Source organism: Pantoea eucrina (assembly GCF_020079945.1).
Lineage (GTDB): Bacteria > Pseudomonadota > Gammaproteobacteria > Enterobacterales > Enterobacteriaceae > Pantoea > Pantoea eucrina.
Genome location: NZ_CP083448.1, coordinates 460480 through 478021, shown reverse-complemented (window position 1 = coordinate 478021; position 17542 = coordinate 460480). Strand labels below are relative to the sequence as shown.

Sequence of the window (17542 nt, the reverse complement as noted above, 5' to 3'; positions counted from 1 at the left end):
GCCTCAATATAAATGCCGCTGGCCGGATTCACCGGCCAGCGTTATGTCAATGGTACTGCCTGCAGCTGCGCGTCAGATGGCATCCTCCGGCAGATTAAGGTCGCGACCGCGCGTTTCCGGTGCGACAAACGTCGTCAGAAATCCGATAGTGGCCATCGCGCTAAAGTAAACGGCGATTGGCCACCAGTGGCCGGTCCATGAGAGCAGCGCTGCCGCGACCAGCGGCGCAGTGCCGCCAGAAAGAATCGCCCCCAGCTCTTTTGCCACTGCCATTTTGGTATAGCGATGCTTCACGCCAAACATCTCGACGCCCCAGGCCGCCTGTACACCAAATATCCCCAGCGAAGCGAGCGCCATTCCTGTAACGATGACAGCAATAATAATTGTCGGATCGCGGCTATCCATCAGGCTGAAGGCGGGCCACGCATAGATCATCAGCAGCAGGCAGAAACCACGATAGGTAATGCGGCGACCAAAACGATCGGAGAGCCAGCCCGCAAACGGAATAATCAGGAAGCCCAGCAGCGAGGCGATAAACACCGCCGTGGTCGGTACCGACTTATCCAGCATCAGCACTTTTGCGACATAGCCGACGATAAAGCCCTGAGCCAGATAAGAGGGGCCATTCTCACCAATGCGCAGGCCCACCATGGTCCAGAACGCCCGCGTACGCTGCCAGACGCTGCGGCTGTCAGTTTCAATGTGCGCCCGGGAGAGCGTCTCGCTGCGCTGCGCCTGCAGTTCAGCCTGCTGACGCTCAAACACCGGCGTTTCGCGCAGATGGCGGCGGATCCACAGCGCCACTACGGCGATCAGGACGCTGCTCAGAAAAGGAATACGCCAGCCCCAGGCCAGCAGACTCTCTTTATCCATCTGGATCACCGCCAGCCAGACCAGAGAGGCGATCAGCGTGCCGCTGTTTGAGCCCAGTGCGATCACGGAAGAGACCAGGCCGCGTCGTTCAACCGGGGCATATTCGCCCAGCATAACGGTGCCGCCAGAGAGCTCCGCCCCCGCTCCCAGCCCCTGCGTAAAACGCAGCAGTACCAGACAGGCAGGTGCCCAGAGTCCGATTGTTGCATAAGACGGGATCAGGCCAATCAGCGTGGTTGAGGCGCCCATCAGGATAATCGTACTGATCATCACGACTTTGCGCCCTTTGCGATCGCCAATCCAGCCAAACAGCAGCGCGCCTATCGGGCGGGCGATAAAGCCGACTGACCAGGTGGCAAAGCTCGAGAGCAGCGCCATAGCGGGTGTCGCTTCCGGAAAAAAGATGTCGCCAAAGATGATACCTGCCGCCAGGCCATACAGCGCAAAGTCGGCATACTCCATTGCCGTACCGAGCCAGCAGGAGAAGGTTGCGCGCCAGAAATCTTTGCGGCCAGCGGGAGTTTGCAGCCGTTCATCAGCTGCGGTGAGGTGGGGTGAGTGCTGTACAGTGGGATGATGTTCCGTCATAACCCTTTCTCTTAGTGAAGTGAAAACAGTAAACGCCCTTCCATGGGTCTGTTCCCTTGCTTAAGCAAGCAGAACGTCCCGGTGACGACGTTCGACAGGCAAATCCTGAAAGATCAGTAAGGAATTCCCTGGTGTTGGAATTCATCTCTCTGCTGCGTTTCGCCGGTGTTTAATTCACCGATCGTATTAGCACAGCAAATGTAACATGGTCATTTCAGGGCCGTAGCCGCGTCTGGCACCGTGAGTTATCACTGGGGAGACAGTCTATCTACGCGCGTAGATAAATCAAGCGGCAAAATGAAAATTAGTTAGATTATTTTGACTATCCTCCGTGACTGATACCAAAAAAACACGAGAATTCAGGTAATTGCATGCGTTTTAATTAAGCAAAAGCCGTATTAAAACGCAGCAACGGGTATCAGTAACTTATCAATAGCTGCACCGTGCCTGCTGACGCGCCGCCTTTATGCCACCTGCAGATGACAATGAAATGACAGCGGCTGCCTCAGCTCAGCGTAAAATAACTTAACGCCTCACAGCCTGTGCCCGCCTGCGGTGTGGCTATCACCTTTCGCTGCGCCAGATCGATAACGCTTAACGACCCATCGCCTTCATTCGCGATAAGCAGCGTGCGGTTATCCTCACTGAAACAGCCATCCCTTGGCCGGCACCCTACGCGCAGAGTACCTGAGGGATTAAGCAGATCGTCAAACAGCGTAATCAGTGATTCATCATGCCCAATCGCAACCAGCCGTTCGCCACTGGCACTGAACCGCACAACCTGGCAGGGCTGCTGGTGGCCGGCCAGCGTAATACGCTGCCGGACCCGGTGGCTCTGCCGATCGATCACATAAAGCAGCGGTGCGTCGGCGGCGCTGGCGACCAGATAAGGATGTCTGGGCGAGGCAGCAATACCGGCTATCGGACCAGGCAGCAGAATGTTATCAATGACGCGGCCTTCTGCCTCACATAAATCGATTACTGTGATGCTGGCGTCCTCTTCATTTTCCGTAAACAGCTTGCGTCCGCTGGGGGAGAGCGTCAGCCGGTGGGCGTTATGCGAAGGCAGCGGTATGGTTTTCTCTACGCGATCGGTGTGCGGATCGATGACCGCAACCGCCGCGCTGTTTTCACAGCAGAGATAGACTTTACCGTCGCGCCCCAGCTGTCCGCTGTGTGGCGACTGCAGTGGCGTAAGGTCGATAAAGCCGCTGATCCGGCGCTGACGCAGATCGATAACAGCGACTTTATGCCCGGGATAAGGGTTAGCGCCGTGTACGCCGCCGCCATAGAGCGGGACATAGGCTTTTTCCAGTGCGGGCAGCATCAGCAGCTCGTGCGGGCGCGGCGGAAACGCATTCAGCTCCTGCTCAACGGCAAAGCTTTCCGGATGCAGAAACAGCACCCGGTTCCCCTGTTTATCAACGGCTATCAGACCGCGGGCAGATGACTGCATAATCACTCCTTAAACAGAATGCCTGACTAAAGCGTAGCTAAGCTGTATGACGAAGGTAAATTTCGCGCTGATACCAGACTAAAATCCAGCAGGGATAAACGTTCACTTCTCACTGCAATTTTCACATTCCTGCACTTCAGGCTGCACGCAGAGAACGATCTTAGGATTAATCCTGGCGGGGAAAATTAAACTGTGAAATTCGTCACGCTGTTATTTTGTTAAACTTTTATTGATAACGGCTGCTTCATTTTCCGCTTTATCTGAAAGAGAAAAAAAGTATTAGCGCAATCGCGAAGAATGTTTTATTAAGCTCATTGTAATACTTTTACACACAGCCCCCGTAAGGAAACATAAGAGCGCCTAAGGCGCCAGCATCAGGGACTCCTTGCCCATAATCACAATAATCAGGTGCATCATGTCAAAAAAACGTCTTCAGCCGGCGCGCGCGCTCTGGCACAACTGGAAAAGAATAGCGTTTACCGGTCAGTCATTACTGCAGAAAAAACAGCATAATGCGCTCTGCGCGCCGGAGTATGATCCCAGCGAAGAGGACAATATCGTGTTACTTTCTGGTGAGAAGACGTTGCCAGATATCCCGAAAAAAGTATGGCTGTACTGGGATACAGAATATTTACCAAAATCGTTACAGGCGAATATTGCTAAAATACGCCGCGATAATCCTGACCACAGCGTTCACCTGTTAAATAAATATTCTGTAAAAGAAGTCCTGCCCGATTTTATATTTACCTCAGCGCAATTAACGGCGCAGCAGAAAAGCGAAGTGATCAGGCTTGAGCTGTTATTACGCTACGGCGGCATCGCTATCGACTGCGCTGCGCTGCTGTTTGAAGATCTGAGCTGGGTACACAGCGCCCATCAGGAACGCCCGATGGATGTGATCGGCTATTATTGCGAACGCTCAACGCTGAATTATCTCGCGCCTGTTATTGAGAACTGGTTTCTTGCTGCTGCGCCAAATAATCCTTTTATTCGCGAATGGCAGAAGCAGTATGCGCCCATCAAGCATCAGGGTGAGCAGAGCTTCTTTAACGAAATGCGCAAGCGTGATGACTTTTCGCTGCTGACGCAGAGAATCGCTGAACCGGCACAGCAGCCGGGTGCGCTGGCGCAGCAGGCGGCCATGCGTGAATATCGCCGCGTTAATCTCTTTCTGCGTAAATGCGAAGCCAGCGCCTTTTACTATCAGCGCCTGAACAACTGGAAAAGCGACGCCTTTACGCATGCCATTCTGTTTCATCAGCGCCCGCATACGCCGCCGCCGGTTATTAAGCTGGATGGTCACGCACAGCTGCATCTCGACTTTAACCTGCGTCTGGGAAACTACAACCGCAGCAGCCTGCTGGGCGCAATGATGCAGCCTGCTGCACCGCTCAGCGTGGCGCTGCACTCACCCGTTAACAAAGCGAGCGCGTAGCCAGTGAATGAAGGTCGTCACCGCACGCGGCACCTGTGCCGCGTAAGGGCGCACCACCCAGAGGCGGTCGGCAAAGGCGTCGACAGCCTGCCACGATGAGAGCACCGGCTGCAGCGCGCCGCTTTCCAGCGCTGCGCGGGCGCTGAAATCGGGCAGCATGGCAATGCCTGCTCCCTGCAGCGCGGCGTCCCGAATCGACTCGCTGTTATTGGTGGCGAAATTTCCCTGAATTTTTACCGTCAGCGTTTCGCCGCCCTGATGCGACTGAAAGCGCCACTGCGGCGCATCAGGACCGCGCGGATACCACAGGCAGTTATGCTGAAGCAGCGCCTCCGGCGTCTGCGGCACGCCGTGCTGTGCCAGATATGCGGGGGAAGCCACCAGCAGCGCGCGCGTGGCGCATAGAGGCAGCGCGACGTGCGTTTCCGGCAGCGACTGACTGTGGCGGATAGCGAGATCAAACCCTTCCCCGCCGAGTGACACCAGGCGGTCAGTCACATCCAGCTGCAGGCGCACCTGCGGATATTCGCGCAGAAAATCGCCGATAATCGGCACCAGCTGCTGCCGGGCAAACGCCACCGGCGCGCTGATGCGTACCTGCCCGCGTACCGGCCCCGCCTCATCGCGCACGCGATAAACGCTTTCCGCTATCCGGGTAAAGGGCTCACGCAGCTCGCCAGCCAGCTGCTCACCGGCTGACGTCAGCCGCACGCTGCGCGTGGTGCGCTGAACCAGAGCAACCCCGGTCAGCGCTTCCAGCTCTTTAATTTTCTGACTCACTGCCGCTTTACTGACATCCAGCCGCTCAGCGGCGCGGGTAAAACTGCCCTGCTCCGCCAGTACCGTCAGCCAGTAAAGATGTGTCCAGAGCGCTTCGGTTTTCATCGACTTACCCGCCATTGTTCAAAATAGTGAACAATCATTTTATCGCAGTCGCTTTTTCTTTGCGCGCGCAGCGGGCAGCATAGCCTCACTTATGCGACTTTTACGCCACTACTGCGAGGGTTTACCAATGCCATTACTCACTTTCGATCTGATTCAGGGCCGCTCCGAGGCTGAAGTTCGAACGTTACTGGATGCCGCCCATCGCGCCGTCCTGACTGCGTTCGGCGTGCCTGAGCGCGACCGCTATCAGATTGTTCATGAAAACAAAGCTTATCAGATGGTTTTCCAGGATACCGGACTGGGCTTTTCGCGCACGGATAATCTGGTGATGGTGCGGGTCTACACCAGCCCGCGCAGTGAGGCGCAAAAAAGCTGTTTTATGGCAGAACTGGCGCGCGAGCTGCGTGAAAGCTGTGGCGTGCAGGGCCACGATCTGATGATAAGTTTTATCATCAACAGCAAAGGTGACTGGAGCTTTGCACACGGTGAAGCGCAGTATCTTACCGGTGCGTTATAAGCCACAGTCTGCCCGATACGCTACCGCCGCCGCGCTTATCATCCCGCCTGGCGGCACGATTCCGAATGTACCGCACAAATCCCGCCGGACAGGTTGCAGCCCGGTGACAGCCAATATAGATTGACGCAAACCCCCTGAAGAGGGCGCGCGGCCGCTGGCGCTGCGCTATTCATTTATCGTGAGGATTTGCCGTTGGCATTGCTTTCAATCGTGCTGTTTCTGACCGCCATCATCATTTACGCCTGTAAAGCCGGACGCAATACCTTCTGGTTCAGCCTGATGCTGCTGCTGCTGACGCTGTTTATTGTGCTGAATGCGACGCTGTTCGCCAGCAACTATTTTACCGGTGACGGCATCAACGATGCGGTGATCTACACGCTGACCAACAGCCTGACCGGCGCCGGCATCAGTAAATATGTGGTGCCCGCTATCGGGCTGATTATGGTGCTGTTTCTGCTGTTCTGCTTTCTTTCATGGATTTTGCGCCGCCATAAACGTCCGCATCATCTCGGCTGGAGCCTGCTGGCGATCGCCTGTGCCGCCGGCTCGGTGCAGACCACGCCGGCGTTTCGTCAGGTTAAAGAGCTGATTGCGTCGCACGCGCACGCGGGCGACTCCGATTTCGCCGCCTGGTACATCACGCCGCAGAACCGTATTGAACAGCCGGGGCTCAACCTGGTCTATATCTACGGCGAAAGTCTGGAACGCACCTATTTAAATCAGCAGGCTTTTCCCGACCTGGCGCCAGAGCTGAGCCGTGAACAGGCGCAGAGTCTGGATTTCAGCAATACCGCGCAGCTTCCGGGCACTGACTATACCATTGCCGGCATGGTCGCCTCACAGTGCGGTATCCCGCTGTTTGCGCCCTTTGACGGCAACGCCTCAGCCGCGCTCTCCAGCTTCTATCCGCAGAGTCTCTGCCTCGGCGATATTCTCAAAAACAGCGGCTATGAAAACTGGTTTATTCAGGGCGCCGATCTGCGCTTTGCCGGCAAAGATACCTTTCTGCTTTCGCACGGCTTTGCCGCAGCGAATCTCTATGGCGCACAGGAGCTGAAAAGCCGCGTGGCCGATCCCGACTACCGCAACAACTGGGGCTTTTACGACGACACCGTGCTGGACGAGGTGTTTGAGAAGTATGCTGAACTGTCGCAGCAGAACAAACGCTTTGCCCTGTTTACCCTGACGGTGGATACCCATCATCCTGATGGCTTTATCTCCCGCAGCTGCCAGCATAAAAGCTATCAGTATGAGGGCAAAATGAACCAGTCATTCAGCGCCGTCGCCTGTTCACAGGAGCACGTGGCGCGGCTGATTGAGCGTATTAAAGCTTCGCCGTGGTTTAAAAACACCGTCATCGTCGTCAGCTCCGATCATCTGGCGATGAACAATACCGCCCACCCCTATCTGACGAAGCTGCCGCGCCGCGATCTCTTTATGGTCATTCGCGGCGATCGGCCGCAGGCGGAGGTGCGCGATGCGCCACGCAGCACGCTGGATAACGGCGCCACGGTGCTTGAGATCCTCGGCGGTGACAAGGCGCTGGGACTTGGCCGCAGTTCACTCTCTACGCCGTCGCTCTCCACGCAGTTTGACGACATGGCGAAAAAGGTCAGCAGCTGGAAAGCTGATATTGTGCAGCTGTGGAATTTTCCGGCCAGCATGAAAGAGTTCACCATCGACCAGCAGAAGAATACCTTTACCTTCTCCGGCGCCACGTTCCGCCTGCCGATCCTGTTCCGGCTGGGCAATAAGCAGGTTGAACCGCTGCCGGAGGGAGAGTATGCCGCGCCGCTGCGCTATCAGCTGGCCGATTTTGCCGCGAACGACAAATTTGTCTGGGCCGACCGCTGCTTCAAAATGGCGCGACTCTGGAAGCCGGAGCTGGCGCTCTCCACCGATCTCTGCCTGGCGATGGGCCAGATGGGTGGCCAGCCCAGCGTGGTGCGTATCGATCAGCCGCTCTGGCACGGCAAAACGCACTTTCCGCCGCTGCGCGTCAGCCCGGAAACCTGGCGGCTCAACCAGCAGCAGATCCGCATTGAGGATAATGACATTCGCTACGATGCCGACAGCTTTGTGCTGAACGTGCCGGGCGCTCCGCACAGCATCCGGCGCTTTAGCGGCATCTCGCGCCCGGAGAGCTGGGGGCGCTGGTCCAATGCCAATCTGGCTCCGGAGGTGAATATTGAGTATGCCGAACCGCTGCCGTCGCGGTTCGATCTGGTGATCACCGCACGCGCGTTTGGTGCCAATGCGCAGCAGCCGATTCCGGTACGCGCAGGCAGCGAGGAGCACACTCTGCGGCTGGACGATAGCTTCTCCACCACCACGCTGCACTTCAGCCATCACGACGGCAGCCATAATCTGGTGATTGTGCCACCGGCACCGCAGCTGTCGAATCAGGACAATATTGTCGGTCAGGCGCCGCGTAAGCTCGGCATTGGCATGGCGGAGATCCGCATCGTGCCGCGCCCCTGAGCGCGGACTCAGTCGCGCGGCGGCGGCTACCGGTCAGGCAGTGCAGTACCCGTCGGCTGGCCAAATTCATCAACGGCCGGGGCCATCTTTCCTGCCTCTGAAATAAAACAGGCGGACCCGGTGGCCCGCCTGCTGGCGTTATCCTTTAAAGAAGATGTCGCCCGATTTGCCCATCACGATTTTGCCGCTGTCATCAGCGATCTGAATATAGTTGGCGTTGATGTACGCCCAGTGTGCACCAGCCTGCGGAGCGGGCAGATGACGCGCCTGCCAGTCAGTGATGGTGTACTCTTTTTTACGATACTCTTCCGGTACCACATCGCCAACCTTGTGCTCTTTGTAGTCGATAATGATGGTATGCAGATTGTAGTTGTTGGCGGCGGAAGGCTGCTCGCCGGTGCCGTTGTTAGACGGGCGAACCGGCGCGTCGTCGCCTGATGCCACCGGTGCCTGATCGGCTGGCGCATCGGCGTCTGGCACCGGCGCGGCGTCAGGTGCCTGCACATCCGGCTGCTGTACCTGAGGCGGCATCGGCACGCTATTGGTCTGCTCATCCGCTGCCAGTGCGGCTGGCGTCAGGCTGAGCGCGCCCAGAAACAGGCCGGCAGATAAAAGGGTTAGGTGTGTCCTGCGCATTGGTGATTCCCACTCTGATGAATAGTCTGATGTCCATTTACTGACAAGCGCACCGGGCCAATGGTTCCCGCTGCCGTACGGCGCTCGTCGCGTCATGCCACAGCATACCTCAGCCTGGCCCGATTCAGGCGCGCTAAAATTGCAAATAATCGTGATAATGCCGCTATAATCGCGCCATGAGATGCGGGCCCGGCCCGTACAGAATATTACGTGCAGGAGAGAACTGATGAATCAGGGGCCGTTAACGGAAAAAGAGCTGAACTGGCTGGATGAGATGCTGGAGAAGTATGGCAATACGCACTCCGTGGTGGATACGGCCGAGCTGGATGGGATGCTGACCGCCCTGCTCTCCGGCCCGAATGATATTGAACCCAGCGAGTGGCTGGTGGCGATGTGGGGCGGCCAGAAGCATATCCCTGAATGGGCTAACGAGCGCGAGATGGATCGCTTTATGACGCTGACCTTCCAGCACCTCAATGATATTGCTGAGCGTCTGGCTGAGTTTCCGGAGCAGTTTGAGCCGCTGTTTGGCCTGCAGGAGATGGAGGGCCAGGAGTTTACCGTGGTCGAAGACTGGTGCTATGGCTATATGCGCGGCGTCGCGCTGGACACCGACTGGTCATTGCTGCCTGAAGCGCTGCAGCCGCAGCTGCAGGCGATTGCCCTGCACGGCAGCGAAGAGCAGCGTGAAGCGCGCGAGGCGCTCGATCCGGACGCATTTGAAGCGAGCATGGAGGCGATCCGCCCGGCGGCGCTGGAACTGCACGAATACTGGCAGGCCGAGCGCATGGCGCAGCCCGATCCCGAGCCACAGCTGCCGTTCTTTGCCGGTGACAAAACCGGACGCAACGATCCCTGCCCGTGCGGCAGCGGCAAAAAATATAAGCAGTGCTGCCTGAATAAATAACCTGCGTTGGGGCCGCATAATATCGCGCCTAATCCACCCCGGGCCGCATAAATGCGGCCCCTACAAATATCGCACCTGACCCCGCGTCGCATTAATGCGCTCTCTACAACAATATCCGTAGGGGCGCCATTTATGGCGCCCTGGCCACACCGCGCACCTGACCCCGGGCCGCATAAACACGCCCCTGGGAATATCGCGCTCAATCCACCCCGGGCCGCATTAATGCGGCCCCTACGGATATCACGCCCAATTTATCCCGGATTGCATTAATGCGACCCCTACAATAATGTCCGCCCTGGCCCCATGCGTTCTGCAGTCAGGGGGCGGGTCTGACGTCGCTGACCAGCACCGGCAGCTGCCAGGCACCGCCGGCGCGGATGGCGCGGCACATGCCGGTGGTGGCGTCGCTGCTCTGAACAAAACTGCGGCCATCCCAGACCCATGCGGCGGTACTCCAGCAGTCACCAATGCCGCGGCCTTTCTGCGCTTCGCTGATCGTCCCGGCGTGATAATCGGAACCGGAGTCGGTGATCAGCTGCGGTGAACCCTGCAGCGCGCGATCCATCAGCCAGTAGCCATACCCTTCGTTATAGGCGCCGCGCCAGCAGAGGGCGGCGATCAGTACGTGGTCCGCATCCACAGCGGTCAGCGTCGGCGGCTCTGCGCCCTCTTCCGGCTGATCGTCCGCCGGTGCGAGATTATCGCAGCTGTCATCATCCGTCAGCGTAGCGATAAGCGCCGGCTTGATCCGCGCCAGCTCCTGCGGCGTCAGCGGACGCGGCTTTGCCTCAACGGTTCTGGCCTGGATAATCACCGGCAGCGGCACCGCAGGCGGCACGCTGCTTTCCGGCTTGCTGCCTTTACGCACCAGCGCACCCGGCGTGCCGATGCGCCCCTGCGCCTCATCCATTTTCAGCAGCACGGCAAAGGCACCGTTTGCAGAGAGATCAAACGGCTCGGCACCACCACGGAACTCCACGCTGCCGCTGCCTTTAATGGCAGTGATAATCGACCGGGTCTGCGCATCGGTCAGCGTCCACTCATCGTTATCAGCCTTTGCCAGTTCACCCAGCGGGCGATCGTCGATCCAGAGCGTCAGCGTATCGACCTGCTTTGAGTCATCATCGCCGGTATCCGCCAGCACTACCCGGCCATGCGTCGCCGTATCCGGCCCGCCCGCCCGCGTCAGCAGCACCGATCCCCCCGCGCCTTCTTCCGCGCTATAGCCCGCCGCGCGACAGGTCAGCGTGTTATCGCACGCCAGTTCCCACTCTTTGTGAGCAAACGAGACGCCTTCTTCAGCTATCGCCGAAGCCATCAGGGCGCTGAGCAGCGGGAGCGCCAGCAGCAACCGTATCTTCATGCCATGTTTTCCATCAGAATAAAGCAGCAGTGTGAGGATTTTTTGCAGGCAGGAGAAGTGAATTTTTGCAGCGGCAGAGGCGTACAGATGTCGCCTCTGCCGCTCAGCGCTTAGCGGGTCAGTTCCGCCTGCGCGTCAGCCAGCTCTTCACGCGCCTCAGTGAGTTTGCGCTGCTGTTTTTCAATCTTATCGCGGCGGCCGCTGGCCTGCGCTTTCTGCAAATCCGCTTCGCGCTCAGCCACTTTCTGCTGCTTCTCCGCCACTTTCTCCTGACGCTCCTGCAGCAGGCCCGCATCGGTACAGTGCTGCTGATTTTCACGCAGTGCTTTCTCCAGCCCGTTTATACGCGCCTTATTGCCATACTCGCGCGCCATCTCCAGCTCCTGCTGGATCGACTGCTGTTTCTGCTGACAGCCGCCGGCAGCCTGCGCGGCGGTGGCAGAGAGCGCTGCTGCCAGGGTAATCAATGCAATCGCTGTTCTTTTCATGGTTTCATCCTGAAAGTAGAGTAAAACGCCCATTATACGGCGGGTTCTTAACAGATTCTTAAAAGCGCAACGCGGCAAGGAAAAAAAGCGGCTTGTTTTGATCGGGATCAGGTTTGTTACCAGAATGGGGCTGCTATAAGAGTCCTTTACTGTATTGCGCACATCCTCAAATTTTTATTCGCAACAAATATTCTTATTGTTTATTAAGAAATGTTAACCTCTTTTATTGAAAATGTAAATTCACCTAGATATATAAAAATTCCTTTATATAACAGGACATTAAGAAACCTGTGAAATAGTCCAGACTATTGCCCCTGTAACAATAAAAATATCAGATATCAGTTATTTTTTAATATCACATGGTGCAGTTAAAGGTATTATAATTTCAGTGACCTGCCCCCAGTATTAGATACAACCATCAGTTAGTAATGTCGGTTTGTTTACCTTCACATTTTCCATTCCGCCATCGTGCTGCAAACTCTGATGGCGTCTGATAATTCAGTGCTGAATGTGGACGACACTCGTTATAATCCTGCCGCCAGTCATTAATGACTTTCCTGGCGTGAATGATATTGCTGAACCAGTGCTCATTCAGACATTCATCGCGAAATCGGGTGATGCTGCCAACTTACTGATTTAGTGTATGATGGTGTTTTTGAGGTGCTCCCGTGGCTTCTGTTTCTATCAGCTGTCCCTCCTGTTCAGCTACTGACGGGGTGGTGCGTAACGGCAAAAGCACTGCCGGACATCAGCGCTATCTCTGCTCTCACTGCCGTAAAACATGGCAACTGCAGTTCACTTACACCGCTTCTCAACCCGGTACGCACCAGAAAATCATTGATATGGCCATGAATGGTGTTGGATGCCGGGCAACCGCCCGCATTATGGGCGTTGGCCTCAACACGATTTTACGTCACTTAAAAAACTCAGGCCGCAGTCGGTAACCTCGCGCATACAGCCGGGCAGTGATGTGATTGTCTGCGCTGAAATGGACGAACAGTGGGGCTACGTCGGTGCTAAATCACGTCAGCGCTGGCTGTTTTACGCGTATGACAGGATACGGAGGACGGTTGTGGCGCACGTCTTCGGTGAACGCACTCTGGCCACACTGGAGCGTCTTCTGAGCCTGCTGTCGGCCTTTGAGGTCGTGGTATGGATGACGGATGGCTGGCCGCTGTATGAATCCCGCCTGAAGGGAAAGCTGCACGTAATCAGCAAGCGTTACACTCAGCGAATTGAGCGGCATAACCTGAATCTGAGACAACATCTGGCAAGGCTGGGACGGAAGTCACTGTCGTTCTCAAAATCGGTGGAGCTGCATGACAAGGTCATCGGGCATTATCTGAACATAAAACACTATCAGTAAGTTGGAGTCATTACCTTAAAAACAGTCATTTCATAAAGATAAAGTGATTTTACTAAAAACATCATGGAGGAGAAATGTCAAAGACCAAAGTACTTTTTGCTTATTGCCATGAGTTAGAAAGATGTGTATCGATTGATGAAGCAAGAACAGAATTTTTTTCAAGAAAGCCGAACGACAGACAACGATTCACTTTCTCCTGCAGCGATCACAACTGCAGCGTCACCATTAGTGGCGTTAACTATCATGTCAAAGCGGAAGACGGGAAAAAATTCAAGGTTGCACATTTTCGTTCTCCACATCCCCACCATCAGGGATGTGAATGGATGCAATTTACTGAGGAAACGGATCAGGTCCGTCAGCCTGATGAGACAGAGGCTGATTACAACGAAAGAAAAGCTTGGCAGAAGCTAAATGATTTTATCAATTGCTTCGATCCTTGTACTGATGATGAAGATCCTGAGCAAAAGAAATCAGGACAGCTTCCAGCACGTTCACAGGTAAACAATCCCGACAAAGGCGATGATTTGTCTAGCGATCGAGCTCTCAAGTGGAGCCGTTATACACGAACTAACCAGCTACAGCGGCTGGTAGACACTTGGCAAGAAGCCAAGGAAACTCTTACATACGACGAGTTCAGGGCATTAAGGCTAAGAGTCAAAAGCTATGGGAAGGTTTATTTCTGTGAATATATAACGCATATTCAGAAAGGGCTAACAAACCAATACGCAGGCGTCATTTTCGGCGGTGGCTCTTTAGTTAAACGCTATGGCCGTGGTTTTCTCATTCACTTCTTCGATAAACATGACGATAAACCCATTCGTCTATATATCGACAAGAACCTTATGGATAAAGGGCGGTTCGGCCATTATGTTGAAGAAATTTTGGCAACAGAGAATGTGAGATATTTTCGTATCTTTTTGTTAAACCCAGATGTCTCTGAAAGAAAAGATCGCGCTGGCAAACCCGTTATCAACCTTGAAATATCAAGCCTGCGACAATTGGCGATTTACTACGAGCTTAACTATTCAAAAGAGAGTTAACCTCAATTAACTTATGCAGAGGATCAATTTTATTATTTCAGGCTTGAGATGGTTAGGTTTATCTGCAGCAGAATGCGTTCAGACCTTCATAAACAGTAGCGCAGTGATACTCTGCAATTTATGAAGATCTGTTCAGGATAATCATTTACATCTAAAATAGCTGCAATGACTATTTTTGATATAAATATTAATTACACAATCATAATTATCAACGTTTCGCTACAATCTTGCCTGTTGTGTTATCCAAACGATATTGCGAAATAGTACCATCCACAATATATTGGATTACAGCCTGAACTGTAGTCAGAGGAACATTAAACCATTCTTTCGGTGTATAAACCTGTCCAGTATGACTTTTGAGTGTAATATTAAGGCGACGCGTTGCTAGAAAGCCATGTACTAAGGCTTCAAGTTTTTGTGCATTTAAATTGAAACATTGGCTGGTAGCTACAATTCTGACAGGGGCCTCAAGAAAAGTACGGTCTTTTTCAGCATTTTTGATTCGCTGTTCTACAGTCGTTTCAGTAAAGCCAATTTTGTATAAATTTTGTTTATAAGGTATGAGCGCTGGATCTTTACTCTTAGTTGCAAGTATATAAACTAAACCAGACAGAACTGAAACATCTGAAGGTATTAGTTTCTGACCATTGAGTTGCACTTTACGCCCTTCTTTGTCCCTCACTAAGCCATGAGTTAAGGACTGATAGAGCATATTCATTTCAGTGCCATTTTCAAATATCAGGTGTAAACGCGCATTATAAGTACTGTACTCACGCAGTCGCTCACCAGCACTATGTACGTAACCAATCACGCCGTTAAGAACAAAAAAGTCGCCTTCGCTAATTTTCAACTTGTGCGTAAAACGTTCCAGGGAAAAAATGCCATTTTTTAAACCACCCCGTAGTTGAAAAAAAAGAGGCTCAAACCGCTGGAAATCGGGGCAAGGCTGCCGCTGAGCAATTTCATCGGGTTGCTCTTTTCTATCAACCGAAACATGCGTAATACTGAAAATATCAGGCTCATCGAAATTTAATAGTTCGTCATCGTCATCTGCAAATACGTCTTCCAATGAGGTAACAAGTTCTGATTTATTGATATAAGCGGGTGATTCAGACTCTGCGGCCAAGTTGGTATGTATATAGTCCGAACTATTTGATTCAAGTAAGTTATAGAAATCTCTAGATCTTAGCTGTAAACACAGATCCGGATTCTCTTTAATACTCTTTAAGCGCCTTGCAAGGCGCTTTTCATCAAGAGATACCGTATTTCCTTCAGTTGGAAGCCGACCATACTGTTCGTAATACGCTACGATTTCTGAAAATTTATGACCATACAGATTAACTAAGCCAGATTTAGGTTTTAGCGGTTGCACGTCAAGCAGGTCGAATTCATCGTCCTCTGAAATGATGCTATCCAATGTCGATTTACCTGACAGGTGATTAGTCGATAAACGGATCATATTACTGTCCCTGTTTTGCCATCTGTTGCTGTTTCATCTTACGTATAAACGCTAACGCTTCCGCATACCTTACTTCGATCGGGTCACTTGAGTTCAATGATGGCTCTTGTCCATGCTCTTTTTTGAATTGTTTAATCTTAGGCCAAAGGATTACAGCTTCCTCTTCTGAGACTTGAGATTTACTGGCACTCACAGCCTCCTGAATGGTCTTAAGCATAGAAGCCGTAACTGATTTAGAGAGGATCTCATAAGCGCCATGAAATGGATTAATAGAATCAATCAGGTCTATATCAAGATTGTCGATGCAAAGGAACTTCTCGCCCATTTTAAGAAACTGTTTTCCAACAATACTCGAATTAGATTCAATCCCAGACTTATCTCCCATATCTATTACAGCATCAGCTGGCAGGTCTTCACCATCGAACAATCCACCTTGCTGAGTAATTAGCATGCTTTGTAGGATACCCTGCCTTATTTGTTCTTGTTCTTCTTCAGTCAAGTCAGGGTAAAGAGTTTGAATCACTGCGGGTAATGCCACCTGAGTGATAGTCTCAGGAGCAGTAGTTTCACTGATTGCTTCTTTTACCGTTTGTTCGTTAGCCATTAACGTGGCCATAATTTCATTCTTGTCACCATTAAGAATGTCGAGCACCTTTTGAGATACAGGTGTGCTTGATGAATCGTCAACTAATAAGGTATTCGGTGGCAGTAGTTTTCCATCCCATTGCGAACGAGGTTTGAACTGGATACTGGGGGCAAGAATCTGTTCCATTAATAACGAGGTCGTAATAGCTTTAAGCATGTTGTTGACCGATGATTTCACATCATCATCCTGCGCATCTGGCTGGGCAATTAAGTTGGTGAACTGCGCATGTTTTTTGCCAATACAATCACGCGTAGCACGGCCAATAATTTGTACAATTTCTGTTAACGAACTGCGGTAACCAATGGTCAAAACATGTTCGCAGAACGGCCAATCAAAACCTTCTTTAGCCATGCCCAACGCGATGATAATATCTATGTCATCGGCAGCTTTTATATTACGCAGGTAGGCTTGGATTTTTGGCCTTTCAATGGGATTATCATCGACCAGATTAGCCAATTTCAGCAAACGTCCATCTTTAGCCTCAATATGGTATACACCTGTAACTGTGTCACGTTTTAGCACGTTTCCCAAAACATCCAGAATAGCATCTACTTCTCCATGCTTGTCCTTAGTGGATTCACCAGAGTTAACATTTGGGATATGAATTATAGTTTTCTTACTGGCATCTAAAACTGAGGGTAAAGCGTCGATATAAGGCCCTTGGTAAAAGTGATAGCCAATGCCTAAGGATTTCAAGTATTGGTAGCCGTTTAGCTGCTCATAGTAGGTATATGTGACCTTTGTGAACAATGCTTCATCTTCGGCCAACAAAATAGGTACCGTATCGCCCCGGAAGTAGGAGCCAGTCATCGCGATAATGTGAGCACTTGATTTTTTCATTAAATCATCAATGAGGCTACCCAAGCGGTTATCACCGTCAGCTGATACATGGTGGAACTCATCAATAGCGACAAGAAAATTATTAAAATCAGTCACGGCTAATTTTTCAAAAGCAAAACGCAAGGTTGCATGAGTACACACAAGAATCTTGTCATCACTGCTCATAAAGCGCCGGAAAGCTTTGACCTTGCCTGACTCACCGCCATCTACACATAGATTATTTTCCGGTTTAACAACCCAGTCAGCAAAAAAACCATGCTCACTGAGCTTGGTATCTTGAAATGAACCCCCGATCGATTTTTCCGGAACCGCGACTATCACCTTGCTCAAATTTTGATGTTCCAGCTTATCCAGGCCAAGAAACATAAGTGCACGCGATTTTCCGCACGCCGGTGGTGCTTTGATCAGAAGATACTGATTACCACGCTCAGCAAAAGCTCTAGCCTGCATTTCACGCATACCCATTGAGTTAAGGTTAGAACTTTGACCCGTTTGACTATACTCTACATGTAGAAGGTTCTTCATCATTAGTCCTTAAATTTCATTGGTACCGTTATCTGCT

Annotated in this window: 14 protein-coding genes and 1 pseudogene; 6 read left to right on the top strand and 9 right to left on the bottom strand. The window is 52.5% G+C overall.

Annotated features, from left to right (window positions below):
- Positions 1–72: 72 nt before the first annotated feature.
- On the bottom strand, positions 73–1461 hold the full coding sequence (locus LAC65_RS02165; protein ID WP_039382413.1) for an MFS transporter: 1389 nt from the start codon (positions 1459–1461) through the stop codon (positions 73–75).
- Between the two features lie 505 nt (positions 1462–1966).
- Positions 1967–2917 (bottom strand): beta-propeller fold lactonase family protein, encoded by a 951-nt coding sequence (locus tag LAC65_RS02160; protein WP_039382410.1) that lies wholly within the window; start codon positions 2915–2917, stop codon positions 1967–1969.
- A 415-nt stretch (positions 2918–3332) separates the two neighbouring features.
- Between LAC65_RS02160 and LAC65_RS02155 the strand changes: the two genes are divergently transcribed.
- The gene (locus LAC65_RS02155) at positions 3333–4352 is read left to right on the top strand and encodes a glycosyltransferase family 32 protein (RefSeq protein WP_039382407.1); all 1020 of its coding nucleotides are present in this window, start codon (positions 3333–3335) and stop codon (positions 4350–4352) included.
- On the opposite strand, the gene LAC65_RS02150 is transcribed toward LAC65_RS02155, so the two are convergent.
- Positions 4326–5237, bottom strand: a complete 912-nt coding sequence (locus LAC65_RS02150; RefSeq protein WP_104085563.1) for a LysR family transcriptional regulator — start codon at positions 5235–5237, stop codon at positions 4326–4328. The two genes, LAC65_RS02155 and LAC65_RS02150, sit on opposite strands and share 27 nt — an antisense overlap.
- Positions 5238–5364: 127 nt before the next feature.
- Here LAC65_RS02150 and LAC65_RS02145 point away from each other — a divergent pair, with 127 nt between their 5' ends.
- On the top strand, positions 5365–5754 hold the full coding sequence (locus tag LAC65_RS02145; protein ID WP_039382404.1) for a tautomerase family protein: 390 nt from the start codon (positions 5365–5367) through the stop codon (positions 5752–5754).
- 192 nt (positions 5755–5946) lie between these two features.
- The gene (gene opgB / locus LAC65_RS02140; RefSeq protein ID WP_039382402.1) at positions 5947–8235 is read left to right on the top strand and encodes a phosphatidylglycerol--membrane-oligosaccharide glycerophosphotransferase; all 2289 of its coding nucleotides are present in this window, start codon (positions 5947–5949) and stop codon (positions 8233–8235) included.
- A 138-nt stretch (positions 8236–8373) separates the two neighbouring features.
- Here opgB and LAC65_RS02135 read toward each other — a convergent pair whose 3' ends face one another.
- Positions 8374–8871 (bottom strand): RcnB family protein, encoded by a 498-nt coding sequence (locus LAC65_RS02135; RefSeq protein WP_039382400.1) that lies wholly within the window; start codon positions 8869–8871, stop codon positions 8374–8376.
- A gap of 226 nt (positions 8872–9097) precedes the next feature.
- On the opposite strand from LAC65_RS02135, the gene LAC65_RS02130 reads away from it, so the two are divergent.
- A complete protein-coding gene (locus LAC65_RS02130) occupies positions 9098–9778 on the top strand; it encodes a YecA/YgfB family protein (RefSeq protein WP_039382398.1) in 681 nt (226 codons plus the stop codon).
- 316 nt (positions 9779–10094) lie between these two features.
- On the opposite strand, the gene LAC65_RS02125 is transcribed toward LAC65_RS02130, so the two are convergent.
- The 3 genes and pseudogenes from LAC65_RS02125 to LAC65_RS02115 form a co-directional block, all read right to left on the bottom strand.
- Complete coding sequence (locus LAC65_RS02125) at positions 10095–11141, bottom strand: DUF1176 domain-containing protein (protein WP_039382395.1); 1047 nt, start codon at positions 11139–11141, stop codon at positions 10095–10097.
- Positions 11142–11251: 110 nt separating this feature from the next.
- On the bottom strand, positions 11252–11629 hold the full coding sequence (locus tag LAC65_RS02120; protein ID WP_039382393.1) for a DUF1090 domain-containing protein: 378 nt from the start codon (positions 11627–11629) through the stop codon (positions 11252–11254).
- 418 nt (positions 11630–12047) lie between these two features.
- Positions 12048–12242: pseudogene (locus tag LAC65_RS02115) on the bottom strand (integrase core domain-containing protein); the annotation flags it as partial.
- A gap of 55 nt (positions 12243–12297) precedes the next feature.
- Here LAC65_RS02115 and LAC65_RS02110 point away from each other — a divergent pair.
- Both LAC65_RS02110 and LAC65_RS02105 read left to right on the top strand, forming a co-directional pair.
- Positions 12298–12995, top strand: a protein-coding gene (locus LAC65_RS02110) for an IS1 family transposase (RefSeq protein ID WP_223429336.1) whose coding sequence is annotated in 2 segments (ribosomal slippage) — positions 12298–12547 and positions 12547–12995 — 699 coding nt in all. Because the reading frame shifts where the segments join, the coding sequence is not laid out codon by codon here.
- Between the two features lie 74 nt (positions 12996–13069).
- Complete coding sequence (locus tag LAC65_RS02105) at positions 13070–14035, top strand: hypothetical protein (protein ID WP_224144821.1); 966 nt, start codon at positions 13070–13072, stop codon at positions 14033–14035.
- A 208-nt stretch (positions 14036–14243) separates the two neighbouring features.
- Here LAC65_RS02105 and LAC65_RS02100 read toward each other — a convergent pair whose 3' ends face one another.
- Positions 14244–15494, bottom strand: a complete 1251-nt coding sequence (locus tag LAC65_RS02100) for a GIY-YIG nuclease family protein (protein WP_224144820.1) — start codon at positions 15492–15494, stop codon at positions 14244–14246.
- Between the two features lies 1 nt (position 15495).
- The gene (locus LAC65_RS02095; RefSeq protein WP_224144819.1) at positions 15496–17508 is read right to left on the bottom strand and encodes a DEAD/DEAH box helicase; all 2013 of its coding nucleotides are present in this window, start codon (positions 17506–17508) and stop codon (positions 15496–15498) included.
- Positions 17509–17542 lie beyond the last annotated feature (34 nt).